This window comes from Hymenobacter sp. UV11 (genome assembly GCF_004684095.1).
Taxonomy (GTDB): Bacteria; Bacteroidota; Bacteroidia; order Cytophagales; family Hymenobacteraceae; genus Hymenobacter.
Genome location: NZ_SRII01000005.1, coordinates 308,012 through 322,968, shown reverse-complemented (window position 1 = coordinate 322,968; position 14,957 = coordinate 308,012). Strand labels below are relative to the sequence as shown.

Here is a 14,957-nt window from a genome sequence, read left to right as displayed (position 1 = left end):
CAGGCTAGCGGCTGACCGTGTGCGCCGGCAGGTCGCCGTTGAACTCGCCGTGGGCAGCCCACAGCAAGTAGGCGTCTACCGAGAGGCGCTCGGCCATGAAGGGGCGCATGGCGTAGCCCCGGCATTCGAGGCAGTAGCGCAGAAAGTCGGGCTCGGCCTGGCTGGTGATGAAGCCGCGCGCCAGCACCTCGGCTTGCCGGGCGTCGGGCAGCGCCCCCAGCCAGTCGTAGAAGTCGGTGGCCGTGAGGGGAAAGTCGTTGGTTTGGGCGTAGTACGCCTTGGCGGCGTGGGTGATTTCGGTGAGTAAATCGGGCATGGAACAGGAGGCCCCGGCTAGGGGAGGGGCTCGGCCTACCCTGCCAAAGCGGGGCCAACCGACCCAAAACCCGCCTGGCGGCCCTGTAGTGGCCCTGGCAGGCGGTGAGTGCCCTAGCACTTTGCACAGCACCCTAGTGAAACGCTAGTTGAGCGCCGCCGTGCCATAACTGATAGCCTGCGGCGCCCCGCCGACTACTACCTCGCCAACGCTAGTAATAACGCGTCCCGCCGCGTCCTACCCCTCCACGGCAGCCCCACCGGTGCGCACTAGTCCGCCAGCTTATGCCGGCCGGCCACTACCAGGCGTGCTGCCGCGCCAGGCTAGCGTTTTGCAAAGTGCCCTAGCAAAACGCTAGTCCCGACTGCGGGGTAGGGCTTGCTGAAAGCAACGCGAGTAAAAATTTACTAATTGACAATGAGTTAGTTGGCCCTTTGCTGTGCGGGGCGGGGGTAGGCGGGGCTGGGGTTTGCCAAGAGGAGGGCACACCCATTCATAACCCCTTTTCTTGCTGCCATGTCTGCTGCCCTTCTTGCCCCGCTGCTTGCTTCTGCTGGTATTGGCCTCTTCTGGCTCTGCTACAAGTCGGTTGATTTTTTCGATAACATCTAATCCCTTGCTGCCATGATGCTTGCCTTGCTATTGCTCTCCCTGGCCACGTTTGGCTACCTCAGCTATGTGCTGCTGAAACCGGAGAAATTTTAACGGATTTCGCGCTGCGCGAACCAATTGTCATTGCGAGCGCAGCGCGGCAATCGCACCAGAACGATGAACGAACGACTGGCGCAGGTTTCGTCCGGATGCGATTGCCGCGCTACGCTCGCAATGACAATTGGCGCTAATAAGCCATTCGTCCTCAAGCTACTACAACCATGAACAAAGAACTACTCGGTATTGGCGTCATTTTTCTGACGACGGTGCTGCTGGCCGTGCCGCTCGGCCGCTACCTGGCTACCATTTACCGGGGCGATAAAAGCTGGTCTGATTTCCTGCTGCCTTTCGAGCGGCTGCTCTACCGCCTAGGCGGCGTGCGCCCCGAGCGCGAGATGACCTGGCAGCAGCACCTACTGGCGCTGCTGGCCATCAACATCGTGTGGTTTGGCTGGGCCATGCTCGTGCTCTGCACCCAGGGCAGCCTACCCCTCAACCCCGACCACAACCCCAGTATGACGCCCGACCAGGCGTTTAACACGGCCATCTCCTTCCTGGTCAACTGCAACTTGCAGCACTACTCGGGCGAGTCGGGCGCTACGTACTTCTCGCAGGTGTTCTGCCTGATGTTCTTGCAGTTTGTGACGGCCGCTACGGGCATGGCCGCCTGCGTGGTCGTCTTCAACGCCCTGCGCGAAGGGGCCGGCGAGAAGCTCGGCAACTACTACGTGTACTTCGTGCGCAGCATCACGCGGGTGCTGCTACCCCTCTCGCTCATCGTGGCGCTGGTGGTGGCTTTCCAGGGCACGCCCATGACGTGGCTGGCCAAAGCGCCGGTGATTACTGTGCAGGGCGACAGCACCTTCGTGAGCCGCGGCCCGGCCGCCGCCATGATTGGCATCAAGCAAATCGGCACCAACGGCGGCGGCTACTACGGCGTCAACTCGGCCCACCCGCTCGAAAACCCGACCTTCCTCACCAATGCCGTGGAGAATGGCGCTATCGTGCTCATTCCCATCGCCATGGCCCTGGCTTTTGGCTACTACCTGCGCCGGCCCCGGCTGGGCTGGATGGTGTTTGGGGTGATGACGGCCGGCTACCTGCTGCTGCAAGTACCCACCGTGTACCTCGAAATGCACGGCAACCCCGCCATTACCCACCTGGGCGTCGACCAGAGCCTGGGCTCGCTCGAAGGCAAGGAAATGCGCCTCGGCGCGCCGGCCTCGGCACTCTGGGCCATCCAAACTACCGTCACCTCCAACGGCTCGGTCAATGCCATGCACGACTCCCTCACACCCTTATCGGGCATGAATACGCTGCTCGGCATGATGACGAACGCCTTCTACGGGGGGGTAGGGGTCGGCTTTCTCAACTTCTTCGTGTTCATCATCGTGGCCGTGTTTATCTCGGGGCTGATGGTGGGGCGCACGCCCGAGTTTTTGGGCAAGAAAATCGAGGCCCGCGAGATGAAAATCGCCATCCTCATTGCCCTGCTGCACCCGCTGCTCATCCTCACGGGTACCGCCCTGGCCGCCCACCTCTACACCGGCAACCCCACCGCCTACGCCGGCTGGCTGGCCAACCCCGGCTACCACGGCTTCTCCGAAATGCTCTACGAGTACACTTCCTCGGCCGCCAACAACGGCTCGGGCTTCGAGGGGCTGGGCGACAACACGCCCTGGTGGAACATTTCGACGGGGGTAGTGCTGCTGCTGGCCCGCTACCTGCCCATCATCGGCCCGGTGGCCATCGCTGGCATCCTGGCCCGCAAAAAGTACGTGCCCGAAAGCGCCGGCACCCTGCGCACCGACACCGGCACCTTCGGCATCATGGTCTTCTTCGTGATTTGGATTATCGCCGCGCTGGCCTTCTTCCCGGCCCTCGCGCTGGGGCCGCTGGCCGAGCATTTTACGCTGTATTAGTTTTTAAGCTGTTGGCTATCAGCTGTTAGCTGTTAGCCGTCGGTCAAATTATACAGCCCATTCCACTTGTTAAAAAGCTAACAGCTAGCAGCTAAAAGCTAACAGCTGATACCAATGGCAACCCAATCCCAATCTCTCTTCCAACCCGCGCTCGTGGCCGAGGCCACCAAGCAGGCTTTCGTGAAGCTCGACCCGCGCATCATGTTCCGCAACCCGGTGATGTTCACCGTGGGAATCGGCACGGTGGTCATGTTCCTCGTTACCATCGGCTTGCTGCTCAAGCCCGACGCGGCGCAGGGTAGCTTCGGCTACAACTTCACGGTGTTTATCGTCCTCTTTCTCACCCTTCTTTTTGCAAATTTTGCCGAGGCCATTGCCGAGGCGCGCGGCAAGGCCCAGGCCGACTCGCTGCGCAAAACCCGCCAGGACACCCCCGCCAAAGTGCGCCAGCCCGACGGCAGCTTCACCAGCGTCAGCTCGGCGCAGCTCCAGAAGGGCCAGGTATTCGTGGTCGAGGCCGGCGAAATCATCCCCACCGATGGCGAGATTATCGAGGGCTTGGCCACCATCGACGAGTCGGCCATCACCGGCGAGTCGGCCCCGGTTATCCGCGAGGCGGGCGGCGATAAGTCATCCGTGACGGGTGGCACCAAGGTGCTCTCCGACCGCATCGTGGTGCTGGTGACCACGGCGCCCGGCGAGTCGTTTCTGGATAAGATGATTGCGCTGGTGGAAGGCGCCTCGCGCCAGAAAACGCCCAACGAAATTGCCCTCACTATCCTGCTGGCCGGGTTTACGCTGGTGTTCGTGATTGTGTGCGTCACCTTGCAGCCCTTCGCCGAATACTCGCACACGCCCATCGCGGTGGCCTCGTTCATTGCCCTGTTTGTGTGCCTGATTCCGACTACCATCGGCGGGCTGCTCTCGGCCATCGGCATTGCGGGCATGGACCGCGCGCTGCGGGCCAACGTCATCACCAAGAGCGGTAAAGCCGTGGAAACGGCCGGCGACATCGACGTGCTTTTGCTTGATAAAACCGGCACCATCACCATCGGCAACCGCAAGGCGACCCACTTCTGGCCCGCGCCCGGCGTCTCGGAGCACGAGCTGGTGGAGGCCGCTACCCTCAGCTCCTTGCACGACGAAACGCCCGAGGGCAAGAGCATTGTGGAGCTAGCCCAGCAGGTGCGTCGCCTCGATAATACCGACCTGCAAAAGCGCGCCCAGGGCAGCGAGGCCATCAAGTTCACGGCCGAAACCCGCAGCTCGGGCGTGACGCTGGCCGATGGCGTGCGCATCCGCAAGGGCGCTTCGGATGCCATTCGCAGCCTGGCCAATGCCGCCAGCCAAGAGTTTCCGAACGAGACGACCCAGCAGGTGGCCGCGGTAGCCAACAACGGCGGTACGCCGCTGGTAGTGAGCCAGAACGACCGCATTCTGGGCGTGGTGGAGCTGCAGGACATCATCAAGCCCGGCATTCAGGAGCGCTTCGAGCGCCTGCGCCGCATGGGCATCAAAACCGTGATGGTGACCGGCGACAACCCCCTCACCGCCAAGTTCATCGCCGAAAAAGCCGGCGTGGACGACTACATCGCCGAGGCCAAGCCGGAGGACAAGATGAAGTACATCCGCGCTGAGCAGCAGGCTGGCAAGCTGGTGGCCATGATGGGCGACGGTACTAACGACGCCCCCGCCCTGGCCCAGGCCGACGTGGGGGTAGCCATGAACTCGGGCACCCAGGCCGCCAAGGAAGCCGGCAACATGGTGGACCTCGACAACGACCCTACCAAACTCATTGAGGTAGTGGAGATTGGCAAGCAGCTGCTCATGACGCGCGGCACGCTCACCACCTTCTCCATCGCCAACGACGTGGCCAAATATTTCGCCATCGTGCCGGCCTTGTTTATGGTGGCCATCCCGGCCCTGGGCGCGCTGAATATCATGGGGTTGAAGTCGCCGCAGTCGGCCATTCTCTCGGCCGTCATTTTCAATGCCCTCATCATCCCAGCGCTGGTGCCACTGGCCCTGAAGGGGGTAGCCTACACGCCGGTGGGCGCCTCGGCGCTGCTGCGCCGCAACCTGCTCATCTACGGCCTGGGGGGGGTAGTGGTGCCGTTCATCGGCATCAAAGTCATTGACCTGCTGGTGGGCGTGTTTTTGTAAAACGGAGTGGCACTCCGTTTCCGTCCGCGCCGGTAGCGCCTTGTTAACCAACGACAAACGGAGTACCACTCCGTTTTACATACTAATATCATGAAATCCCAATTCCTTCCCGCCCTGCGCCTTACGCTTGTGATGATGGTGCTGTGCTGCGGCATTTACCCGGCCCTGGTGTGGGCCGCTGCCCAGCTGGCCCCCGGCCACGGCGAGGGCGTGCAAGTGCACAAAAACGGCCGCCTCGTGGGCTTCGCCAACGTGGGCCAGCGCTTCGATAAACCCGAATATTTCAGCTCGCGGCCCTCGGCGGCCAGCTACCACGCCGATGGCTCCAGTGGCTCCAATAAGGGGCCCAGCAACCCCGATTATCTGAAGGAAGTGCAGGCTCGGCTCGATACCTTTTTGGTGCACAACCCCGGCGTGAAGCGCGCCGACGTGCCAGCCGAGCTCATTACGGCCAGCGGCTCGGGCCTCGACCCCGACCTCTCGCCCCAGGGCGCGGCGGTGCAGATTCCGCGGGTGGCCAAGGCCCGCGGCCTGGCGCCGGCCCAGGTGCGGGCCCTGGTGCAGCAGCACACGGAGCTGGTGCTTTTTGGGCCTGATAAGGTGAATGTGCTGGCCCTCAACCTGGCTCTTGATGCGCTGCGCTAAGCCCGTCTCCAACGGCAAAAATTATCTTTCGGCCGTAATATTTCGCGGCTGTTAGCGAATCACCAGTCACTTCGTGCGACAAACAAACGGGCCTTTACCGGTCGCCACGTTGGCGACCCGCTTCTCATGAAAAAACTACTTGCTACCGGGCTGCTGCTGAGCACGCTCGGCCTCGCCCACGCCCAGGCGCCTACCCCCCTCGATACGGCCAAGGCCGCGCCGGCGCCCAATCCGCTCAGCTACTACGGCTTCGTGGATGCCTACTACGGCTTCGATTTCAACCACGACAACACCAACGTGCGGCCCTACTTTTTGTACGCCCACAACCGCCAGAACGAGTTTACGGTGAACAACGCCGTGCTCGGTGCGCGCTACGACGACGGCCGCGTGCGCGGCAGCCTGGCCCTGCACGCCGGTACCTACGTGAGCGCCAACTACGCCAGCGAGGACCCCGTGCTCAAGCACATCTACGAGGCTTACGCCGGCTTCCGGCCCTTTAAGAAAGCCTGGCTCGACCTCGGGATATTTACCTCGCACATCGGGTTTGAGTCGGCGCTGAGCAAGGACAACTGGACGCTGACGCGCTCCATTATGGCGGAGAATTCGCCGTATTATGAGTCGGGCGCGCGCTTCACCTACGAGGTCGGGCCCAAGCTCACGCTCACCGGGCTGGTACTGAACGGCTGGCAGAACATTCGCGAAAACAACCAGGCCAAGGCCCTGGGTACTCAGATTCAGTGGCGGCCCACGGCGAAGATTTTGGTTAATAGCAGCACGTTCTACGGCAACGAGCAGCCTACCGACTCGCTCATCCGGCGGCGCTACTTCCACGATTTTTACATCACCTACGCCGCCGCCGAGCGCCTGAATCTGGCGCTGGTGTTCGACGTGGGCAAGCAGCAGAGCGCCGACCAGCACGGCTACGATACCTGGCACACAGGCTCGGCCTTCGTGAAATACAAGCTGGCCGAGCAGTTTTCGACCACCCTGCGCGGTGAGTATTACTACGCCCAGCGCGGGGTGTTTATCAACGGTATTTCGCCCGGCCTGGCCGATGCCGATTTCAAGGCCGGTGGCACCTCGCTCAACTTCGATTACCTGCCCACGGCCAACGTGGCCTTTCGCATTGAGGGGCGCTATTTGCGGTCGCAGAACGCTATTTTTCAGCACGACACTGGCCCGAGCCGCAACTACGGCAACCTGACGACCAGCGTCGCGCTCTCCTTCTAACCCCGTCTTTCCTGGCATGATTTCGCCCAGCCCTACCCCCGTACTCGGTGCCCACGCGGCAGCTGCCTCGGCCCACCAGCGCCTCACGGCGGCGGGCCTGCTGGTGGCGCTGGGCATCGTGTACGGGGACATCGGCACCTCGCCGCTCTACACCGTGCGCGGCGTGTTTGTGACGCAGCCCGTGACCGAGCCGGTGGTGCTGGGCACCATCTCGTGCATTATCTGGACGCTCACGCTGCTCACCACGGTCAAGTACGTGCTGATTGCGCTGCGGGCCGACAACCACGGCGAGGGCGGCATCCTGGCGCTATACGCCCGGCTGCGGCGGCTGCCGCTGCGCCGCCTCTACCTGCCGGCCATGGTGGGGGCGGCGGCGCTGCTGGCCGATGGCCTCATCACGCCGCCCATCTCGGTGGCTTCGGCCGTGGAGGGGTTGCGCATCCTGAAGCCCGACCTCGATACGGTGCCCATTGTGGTGGCGATTCTGGTCGGGCTGTTTGCATTTCAGCAGTTTGGTACCCAAATAATTGGCAAGCTGTTTGGGCCGGTAATGACCGTGTTTTTCGCGATGCTGGCCGTGCTGGGCGTGGTGCACCTGGTGCAGGAGCCCAGCATTTTGCGGGCGTTTAGTCCGCACTACGCCATCATGATGGTGACGCGGGTGCCGGGGGCATTCTGGCTGCTGGGGTCCATTTTTTTGTGCAGCACCGGGGCCGAGGCGCTGTATGCCGACATGGGCCACGTGGGCCGGCAGAACATCTACGGCTCGTGGGCTTTTGTGAAAACCTGCCTCATTCTCAACTACCTGGGGCAGGGAGCCTGGCTGCTGCGCCACCTGGGGCCGCCGCTGGGCGAGCAGAATTTGTTCTTCCTGCTCATGCCCAAGTGGGCGCTGCTGCCGGCCATCGGGCTGTGCACGCTGGCTACTATTATTGCTTCGCAGGCCCTCATTTCGGGTTCGTTTACGCTTGTTATTGAGGCGCTGCGGCTGCGCTTCTGGCCCAAGGTGAAGGTGCAGTACCCCACCGAGCTGCGCGGCCAGGCCTACGTGCCCAGCCTCAACTGGCTGCTGTGCGCCGGCTGCGTGGGGGTAGTGCTGTACTTCCGCGAATCGGGCCGCATGGAGGCGGCGTTTGGGCTGGCCGTGACTATAACCATGCTCATGACCACGCTGCTGCTGGGCTACTACCTGCGCCTGCGCCGGGTGGCGGGCATCTGGATAGCGCTGCTGGTGGGCACCTACGTGCTCATCGAGGGCTCGTTTTTGGTGGCTAATCTGGCCAAGTTCACCCACGGCGGCTGGCTGAGCGTGCTGCTGGCGGGCCTGCTGCTGCTGGTGATGCTGAGCTGGGTGGCCGGCCAGCGCATCCGCAATGAGCTGACCGAGTTGGCGCCCCTGGCCGAGTGGCTGCCGCTGCTCCAGCGCCTCAGCCACGACGAAACGGTGCCCAAATACGCCACCCACCTGGTGTACCTCACCAAGTCGGAAAACCCCCAGCAGGTCGAGAACGCCATCGTGCACAGCATCTTCCGCAAGCGCCCCAAGCGGGCCGACGTGTACTACCTGGTGCACGTGACGACCACCGATGAGCCGTATACCCGGCGCTACCACGTCACGCACGTGCTGCCCCACGAGCTGGTGCGCATCGATTTCTACCTGGGCTTTCGGGTTGACCACGCCCTCAACTACATGTACCGGCAGGTGGTGGCCGACCTGGTGCAGCGCGGCGAAATCGATATTACCTCGCGCTACGCCTCGCTGCGCGGGCAGGACATGACCGGTGATTTTCAGTTTATTATCCTCAATAAAACGCTGCCCTACCAGTACCTGCTACGCGGCTGGCAGCGCCTGGCCCTGCGCCTGCACGACGGGCTGAAGTGGCTCGGCGCCTCCGAAACCGAAAGCTTTGGGCTGGACAACAGCACCTACGTGGTCGAAAACGTGCCGCTGCAAATGCCCCCGCGCCCCGAGCTGCTGCTCACCCGCGACTAGGGCGCGTGGCCCGGTCCGCCGGCGGAGCCGGCCGACCGATTGACTCTGCTAAGCCCGCGCCGCTATTGTGCAACGACAACCGGTCGGCCGGCTAGCGCCGGCGGACCGGACCAACGTCCTAAAATTTCTCCCTACCCCCATGCCTGCCGCCGAAACCGACCTGCGCGACCAATCTGCCGAGCGCTTCCTGCGCCTGGTGCGCGAGAAGCGGCGCGGCACGCTCAAGGTGTACCTGGGCCTGGCGGCGGGGGTAGGGAAGACCTTCCGCCTGCTGCAAGAAGCTCATGACCTGCACCAGCAGGGCGTGGATGTGCTGCTCGGCTACGTGGAAACCCATGGCCGGGCCGGCACCGTGACCCAGCTACGCGACGTGCCGCTGCTGGCCCGCAAGCAAGTCTTTTACAAGGGCCACGCGGTGGAAGAAATGGACCTCGATGCCATTGAGAAGCGCCGCCCGCAGGTGGTGATTATCGACGAGCTGGCCCACTCCAACGTGCCCGGCTCGCGCCACGCCAAGCGCTGGCAGGATGTGGAGGAGCTGGTGAAAAGCGGCATTTCGGTGATAACCGCCGTGAACGTGCAGCACCTGGAAAGCCTGCACGACCAGGTGCTGAAAATAACCGGCACCGACGTGACCGAGCGCATTCCGGACCAGCTCTTGCGCGAGGCTGACGAGGTGGTGAACGTGGACCTGACCGTGGGCGAGCTGCGCACCCGCCTCGAAGAAGGCAAAATCTACGACGCGGCCAAGGTGCCCACCGCGCTGGCCAATTTCTTCCAGCCCGAAAACCTGCTGCAATTGCGCCGGCTGGCCGTGCGCGAAGTGGCGCAACTGCTGGGCCGCCAGGTCGAAACCGATGCTGGCGGCGCGCTGGCCATCGCTACCCCCCGCCGCAACGACGACCGCCTGCTGGCCTGCATCAACTCCAACTCGGATGCGGCCAAGGAGATAATCCGCAAGGCCTCGCGCCTGGCCGACCGCTTTGGGGCCACGGCCTGGTACGTGCTCTACGTGCAGACCGGCCGCGAAAGCGCCGACCGCATCGGGCTGGCTACGCAGCGGCATTTGCTGAATAATTTACAATTGGCAGTGGAGCTGGGTGGGCAGATTCTGCGGGTGAAGGACGACGATATCGTGGCTGCCATCCGGCGGGTGGCGCAGGAAAAAGCGGCCACGCTGCTCGTGTGCGGCATCACCCGCGAGAAGGGTGTGTGGCAGCGCCTCAGCCGCGGCGGCGTCACGCACGACCTGCTCACGGCCGTGGCCGGCGACGGGAGCGACGTGGATGTGTATTTGGTAACGTATTGAATTTAAGTTGAAAATGTTGCGCTGACGTGGCGCCTCACCCCCTAGCCCCCTCTCCGAAAAGGAGAGGGGGGACTAGTCTTTAGTTTTAGATTTAGTTGTTTGTTAAAGCGAAGACTAAAGCTAGAAGCTAGTTCCCCCTCTCCTTTTCGGAGAGGGGGCTAGGGGGTGAGGCGCCCGCCAGAACGAGCCCCTACCCATGAACCTCAAAACCAAAATTACCCTCGGCTTCGTGGCCATGCTGGCGCTGCTGCTCAGCATCGGCGGCTACGCGTTCTACACGGTGCGTCAGCTCGATGAGAAGTCGCGCAATATCTTGAAGGACAACCTGTACTCGGTGAATCTGGGCCAGCAGATGCTGCGTGGCCTCGATGCGCTGGGCCGCGAGCCGGGCAGTGTCGCCGGGCTACGCCTCTTTCGGGAAAGCCTGACCAGGGAGGCAGGCAACATTACGGAGCCCGGCGAGCGTGAGCTGGTAGATTCGCTTACGCAGCAATCGGCTGCTTATGAACGGGATATCAGCCGCGATGCCCGCGCCCTACCCCCCGCCTGGACGCCCTTGCGCGCCCAAACCCTGCGTATGATGGAGCTGAATACGGCCGTCCTCATTCGCAAAAACAACCTGGCCAACCACTACGCCGAGCAGGCCAACCGCAACCTGGTGCTCTGCATCACGCTGGCCGCGCTGCTGGGGCTGGGCTTTGTGGCCAGCGTGCCCGAGGCGGCGGTGCAGCCCCTGCGCAAGCTAAGCGCGGCGCTGGCCCACGCTACGGCCCGCGATTTTGCAGCCACCATTCCGCAGGAAAGCCAGGACGAGTTTGGGGCGGTGGCGCAGGCATTTAACAAGATGCTGAGCGAGTTGCGCGCGTACCGTAGCTCCACGGCTGCCGAGCTGCTGACCGCCCGCAACCGCGCCGCCAGCATCATCAATACCCTGGATGAAGGGCTGCTGGTGCTCGATGAAAACCGCCACATTCTGCTGGCCAACCCCGTGATGTGCGAGCTGCTCGGCCTACCCCCCGATAAATTGGTGGGCCGCCCGGCCGCCATTGTGCGCCTCGAAAACGACCTGTTTCAAACGCTGCTTCAGCCCCTGGATGCGCCCAACCGCGAGCAGGCCGTGGCCGAGGCGCCGGTGCTCACCATCACGCAGCGCGGCGAGGAGGCGTTTTACCGCCTGGCGGTGCAGGACCTGGTTTCCTTCAACGAGGCCAGCGACAAAACCGAGCTGGTGGGCCAGCTGCTGACCCTGCGCAACGTGTCGGACTTCAAGAAGCTCGACCAGGTGAAGTCGAATTTCCTGGCCACCGTGTCGCACGAGTTTAAAACGCCGCTTTCCAGCATTAACCTCAGCCTGAAAGTGTTGCAGAAGGACAACCTGCCACCCGAGGAGCGCCAGGATATTACGGTGGGTATTCAGCGCGAAACCCAGCGCCTCCAGCGCCTGGTGAGCGAGCTGCTCGACGTGTCGCGCCTCGACTCGGGCCAGGGCATTCAGCTCAACTTTGTGCCCACCCAGCTCGCCGACGTAGTGCATTTTGCCGAGGCCACAGTGCAGGCCCAGCTGGCTAATAAGCAGCTCACGCTGCACCTCGCCCTACCCCCCGACTTGCCGCCCGCCCGCGCCGACGTGGAAAAAACCACCTGGGTCCTCATCAACCTGCTAGCCAACGCTATCCGCTACTCGCCAATCGGTGAAAGCATCGGGGTGCGGGCCGCCCGCGCCGGCAAATTTGTGCAGGTGACGGTGCAGGACCACGGCCCCGGCATTGCGGCTGAGCACCACGACAAGATTTTCCAGCGCTTCGCCCAGCTGCCCGATAAGGCAGGCTACACCGGCGGCTCGGGCCTGGGCCTGAGCATTGCCCGCGAATTCATCACTACGCAGGGCGGCCGGCTGTGGGTGGAAAGCGAGCTGGGCAGCGGCAGCGCGTTTCACTTCACGCTGCCGGTGGTGGTGGGATAGCAGTGAGCAGTGAGCAAAAGAACGTCATGCTGAACGCAGTGAAGCATCTCGCCAGGGGTAGTAATTCAATCGTTGGGTACTGCTGCCCGCGAGAGGCTTCACTGCGTGCAGTATGACGTTTTTTACAGCACTTCACGACTCCCGGCGGAGTTAACCTAGGCGTAACCCAAAACTCACCCGGCAAGCAGACCTTTGCGGTATGCTGATTTTTACCCGAATCGTGATGAAGCGCCTGCTGGCCGTGGCTGCCCTCAGCCTGCTGGCCGGCGCCGCCCAGGCCCAGCGGCCGACTAACAACCTGCACGCCGAGAAGATACTACTCCCCAACGGCTGGAGCCTGACGCCGGCCGGCCGGCCGCTCCAGCTCGGCGACCTGCCCCTGAACATGCAGCTCGCGCCGGGCGGCAAGATGCTGGCTGTCACCAACAACGGCCAAGGTAAGCAGAGCATCCAGCTCATCGACCCCGGCACCGAGAAGCTGCTCGATGAGCGGCCCATTGGCAAGGCGTGGTACGGGCTGGCGTTTGATGCGAAGGGCGAGCGGCTCTACGCTTCGGGCGGCAACGATAACATCATCTTGAGCTATCCCACGGCCGGGCGCAAGCTTGGCGCGCCTGATACGCTGCGCCTCGGCCGGCCCTGGCCCAAGGCCAAAATCAGCCCAACCGGCCTGGCCGTGGACGCGGCCGGCCAGCGCCTCTACACCGTCACCAAGGAGGACAGCGCCCTCTACGTGCTCGACCTCCAAACCAAGCGCACGCTGGCCAAGGTGAAGCTGGGCGCCGAAGCCTACGGCTGCTTGCTGTCGGCCGATGGCAAGCTGGTGTACATCACGCTGTGGGGCGGCGACAAACTGCTGGCCTACGACCGCGCCACCGGCCGCCTGCGCCCCGCCCTACCCACCGGCAGCCACCCCAACGAGGTGATTGAGAGCAAGAACGGCCGTTACCTGTTCGTGGCCAATGCCAACGATAACTCGGTATCGGTCATTGATGCGAAGAGCTGGAAGGTGCTCGAAACCATCTCGACCTCGCTCTACCCCACGCGCCTCACGGGCTCCACCACCAACGGCCTGGCCCTGAGTGCCGACGAAAAAACGCTCTACATCGCCAACGCCGACAACAACTGCCTGGCGGTGTTCGACGTGAGCCAGCCCGGCCGCAGTGCCAGCCGGGGTTTCATTCCTACAGGCTGGTACCCCACCTGCGTGCGCGTGCAGGGCAATAAAATACTGGTAGCCAGCGGCAAAGGCCTCACCAGTCTGGCCAATCCCAACGGCCCGCAGCCGGTGAAGAAAAAAGACGACAGCGGCTACCAGCTGGGCAGCGCCGAGCAGCGCGAGGTGCAGTACATCGGCAGTCTGTTTAAGGGCACGCTGCTGTTCATCCCGACGCCCGACGCGGCCCGCCTCAAAGCTTATACGCGGCAGGTGTACGACAACACGCCCTTCACGCTGGCGCGCGAAAAGCTGGCGCCCGGCGAGGCCGGCAACCCCGTGCCGCGCCGCGTGGGCGAGCCGTCGCCCATCAAGCACGTGTTCTATATTATCAAGGAAAACCGCACGTATGACCAGATTTTGGGCGATGTGCGCGCGGGTGAGGGCGACACGGCGCTGTGCATTTTTGGCCAGAAAGTGACGCCCAACCACCACGCGCTGGCTGCCGAGTTTGTGCTGCTCGACAACTTTTACGTGAATGCCGAGGTGAGCGCCGACGGCCACAACTGGAGCACCGCTGCCTACGCCACCGACTACGTGGAGAAGTCGTGGCCCATCAGCTACGGCGGCCGCGGCGGCACCTACGACTTTGAGGGCACCCGCAAAATCGCCTACCCCCGCGACGGCTTCATCTGGGACTACTGCCAGCGCGCGGGCCTGAGCTACCGCACCTACGGCGAGTTTGCGGACTACGCCAAAACGTCGCTCAAGTCGCTGCGGGGGCACGCGTGTCCGCGCTCGCCGGGCTTCGATATGGACATCCCCGACCAGGAGCGGGAGCGCGCCTGGGCCCAGGACTTTGACTCGCTGCTGGCCCTGAATGCGGTGCCGCAGCTCAGCACCATCCGCCTCAGCAACGACCACACCAGCGGCCAGCGCCTGGGCAAAGTGAGCCCCACGGCTGCCGTGGCCGACAACGACCTGGCCCTGGGCCGCCTCATAGAGCACCTGGCCAACAGCAGCATCTGGGGCGAATCGGTGGTTTTCGTGCTCGAAGACGACGCGCAAAACGGCTCCGACCACATCGACGCCCACCGCTCACCGGCCTTCGTCATCGGCCCGCACGTGCGCCGCAATTTCGTGGACCACACGCTCTATACCACGGCCGGCGTGATGCGCACGATAGAATTGCTGCTCGGCCTACCCCCCATGAGCCAGTACGATGCCGCCGCCCGGCCGCTGTTCGGCGTGTTCCAGCCCGCACCCAACCTGACGAAATACCAGGCCAAGCCCAACCAGATTGCGCTCGATACCCGCAACACCGCCTGGAACCACAGCGCCGAGCGTTCGGCCAAGTTCGACTTCGCTCACGAAGATGCCGTGCCTGATTTGGACCTGAACGAGGTAGTCTGGAAGTCGGTGAAGGGCGAAAATTCGACCATGCCCGCGCCCCGGCGCGGCGCGTTTTTGCAGCTCACCCCCAAGCGCAAGGACGACGACGACTAGCGCCGTAGCGCTACGGTGTAAAAAATGCTTCTGGGGTATGCCCTACCCCCCGCCGGTTCCGTAAACGGGGGCGGCTGGGGGTTATCCTTAGTCACCCTAGCCC

General features: G+C 63.3%; 10 protein-coding genes. 9 read left to right on the top strand and 1 reads right to left on the bottom strand.

What is annotated here, in order from left to right:
* Window positions 1–4: 4 nt before the first annotated feature.
* The gene (locus tag E4631_RS11085) at window positions 5–316 is read right to left on the bottom strand and encodes a hypothetical protein (protein WP_133655347.1); all 312 of its coding nucleotides are present in this window, start codon (window positions 314–316) and stop codon (window positions 5–7) included.
* A 624-nt stretch (window positions 317–940) separates the two neighbouring features.
* Between E4631_RS11085 and kdpF the strand changes: the two genes are divergently transcribed.
* The 9 genes from kdpF (at window position 941) to E4631_RS11040 (ending at window position 14,854) form a co-directional block, all read left to right on the top strand.
* A complete protein-coding gene (gene kdpF, locus E4631_RS27040) occupies window positions 941–1,021 on the top strand; it encodes a K(+)-transporting ATPase subunit F (protein ID WP_133655541.1) in 81 nt (26 codons plus the stop codon).
* 167 nt (window positions 1,022–1,188) lie between these two features.
* Window positions 1,189–2,889 (top strand): potassium-transporting ATPase subunit KdpA, encoded by a 1,701-nt coding sequence (gene kdpA / locus E4631_RS11075; RefSeq protein WP_133655348.1) that lies wholly within the window; start codon window positions 1,189–1,191, stop codon window positions 2,887–2,889.
* 114 nt (window positions 2,890–3,003) lie between these two features.
* Window positions 3,004–5,052 (top strand): potassium-transporting ATPase subunit KdpB, encoded by a 2,049-nt coding sequence (gene kdpB / locus E4631_RS11070; protein WP_133655349.1) that lies wholly within the window; start codon window positions 3,004–3,006, stop codon window positions 5,050–5,052.
* Between the two features lie 90 nt (window positions 5,053–5,142).
* The gene (kdpC, locus tag E4631_RS11065) at window positions 5,143–5,697 is read left to right on the top strand and encodes a potassium-transporting ATPase subunit KdpC (RefSeq protein WP_133655350.1); all 555 of its coding nucleotides are present in this window, start codon (window positions 5,143–5,145) and stop codon (window positions 5,695–5,697) included.
* A 126-nt stretch (window positions 5,698–5,823) separates the two neighbouring features.
* The gene (locus E4631_RS11060; RefSeq protein WP_133655351.1) at window positions 5,824–6,927 is read left to right on the top strand and encodes a porin; all 1,104 of its coding nucleotides are present in this window, start codon (window positions 5,824–5,826) and stop codon (window positions 6,925–6,927) included.
* Between the two features lie 16 nt (window positions 6,928–6,943).
* The gene (locus E4631_RS11055; RefSeq protein WP_133655352.1) at window positions 6,944–8,920 is read left to right on the top strand and encodes a KUP/HAK/KT family potassium transporter; all 1,977 of its coding nucleotides are present in this window, start codon (window positions 6,944–6,946) and stop codon (window positions 8,918–8,920) included.
* A gap of 139 nt (window positions 8,921–9,059) precedes the next feature.
* Window positions 9,060–10,229 (top strand): universal stress protein, encoded by a 1,170-nt coding sequence (locus E4631_RS11050; RefSeq protein ID WP_133655353.1) that lies wholly within the window; start codon window positions 9,060–9,062, stop codon window positions 10,227–10,229.
* 196 nt (window positions 10,230–10,425) lie between these two features.
* A complete protein-coding gene (locus tag E4631_RS11045) occupies window positions 10,426–12,192 on the top strand; it encodes an ATP-binding protein (RefSeq protein WP_133655354.1) in 1,767 nt (588 codons plus the stop codon).
* 199 nt (window positions 12,193–12,391) lie between these two features.
* Window positions 12,392–14,854: a bifunctional YncE family protein/alkaline phosphatase family protein gene (locus E4631_RS11040; protein WP_133655355.1), complete on the top strand. Its 2,463-nt coding sequence runs from the start codon at window positions 12,392–12,394 to the stop codon at window positions 14,852–14,854.
* Window positions 14,855–14,957 lie beyond the last annotated feature (103 nt).

Excerpts from the sequence above, each read along its gene's own strand:
- kdpC (WP_133655350.1), top strand. The coding sequence starts at position 5,143 with ATGAAATCCCAATTCCTTCCCGCCCTGCGCCTTACGCTTGTGATGATG.
- E4631_RS11085 (WP_133655347.1), bottom strand. The coding sequence starts at position 316 with ATGCCCGATTTACTCACCGAAATCACCCACGCCGCCAAGGCGTACTAC.
- E4631_RS11050 (WP_133655353.1), top strand. The coding sequence starts at position 9,060 with ATGCCTGCCGCCGAAACCGACCTGCGCGACCAATCTGCCGAGCGCTTC.
- E4631_RS11060 (WP_133655351.1), top strand. The coding sequence starts at position 5,824 with ATGAAAAAACTACTTGCTACCGGGCTGCTGCTGAGCACGCTCGGCCTC.
- kdpA (WP_133655348.1), top strand. The coding sequence starts at position 1,189 with ATGAACAAAGAACTACTCGGTATTGGCGTCATTTTTCTGACGACGGTG.
- kdpF (WP_133655541.1), top strand. The coding sequence starts at position 941 with ATGATGCTTGCCTTGCTATTGCTCTCCCTGGCCACGTTTGGCTACCTC.
- kdpB (WP_133655349.1), top strand. The coding sequence starts at position 3,004 with ATGGCAACCCAATCCCAATCTCTCTTCCAACCCGCGCTCGTGGCCGAG.
- E4631_RS11045 (WP_133655354.1), top strand. The coding sequence starts at position 10,426 with ATGAACCTCAAAACCAAAATTACCCTCGGCTTCGTGGCCATGCTGGCG.
- E4631_RS11055 (WP_133655352.1), top strand. The coding sequence starts at position 6,944 with ATGATTTCGCCCAGCCCTACCCCCGTACTCGGTGCCCACGCGGCAGCT.
- E4631_RS11040 (WP_133655355.1), top strand. The coding sequence starts at position 12,392 with ATGCTGATTTTTACCCGAATCGTGATGAAGCGCCTGCTGGCCGTGGCT.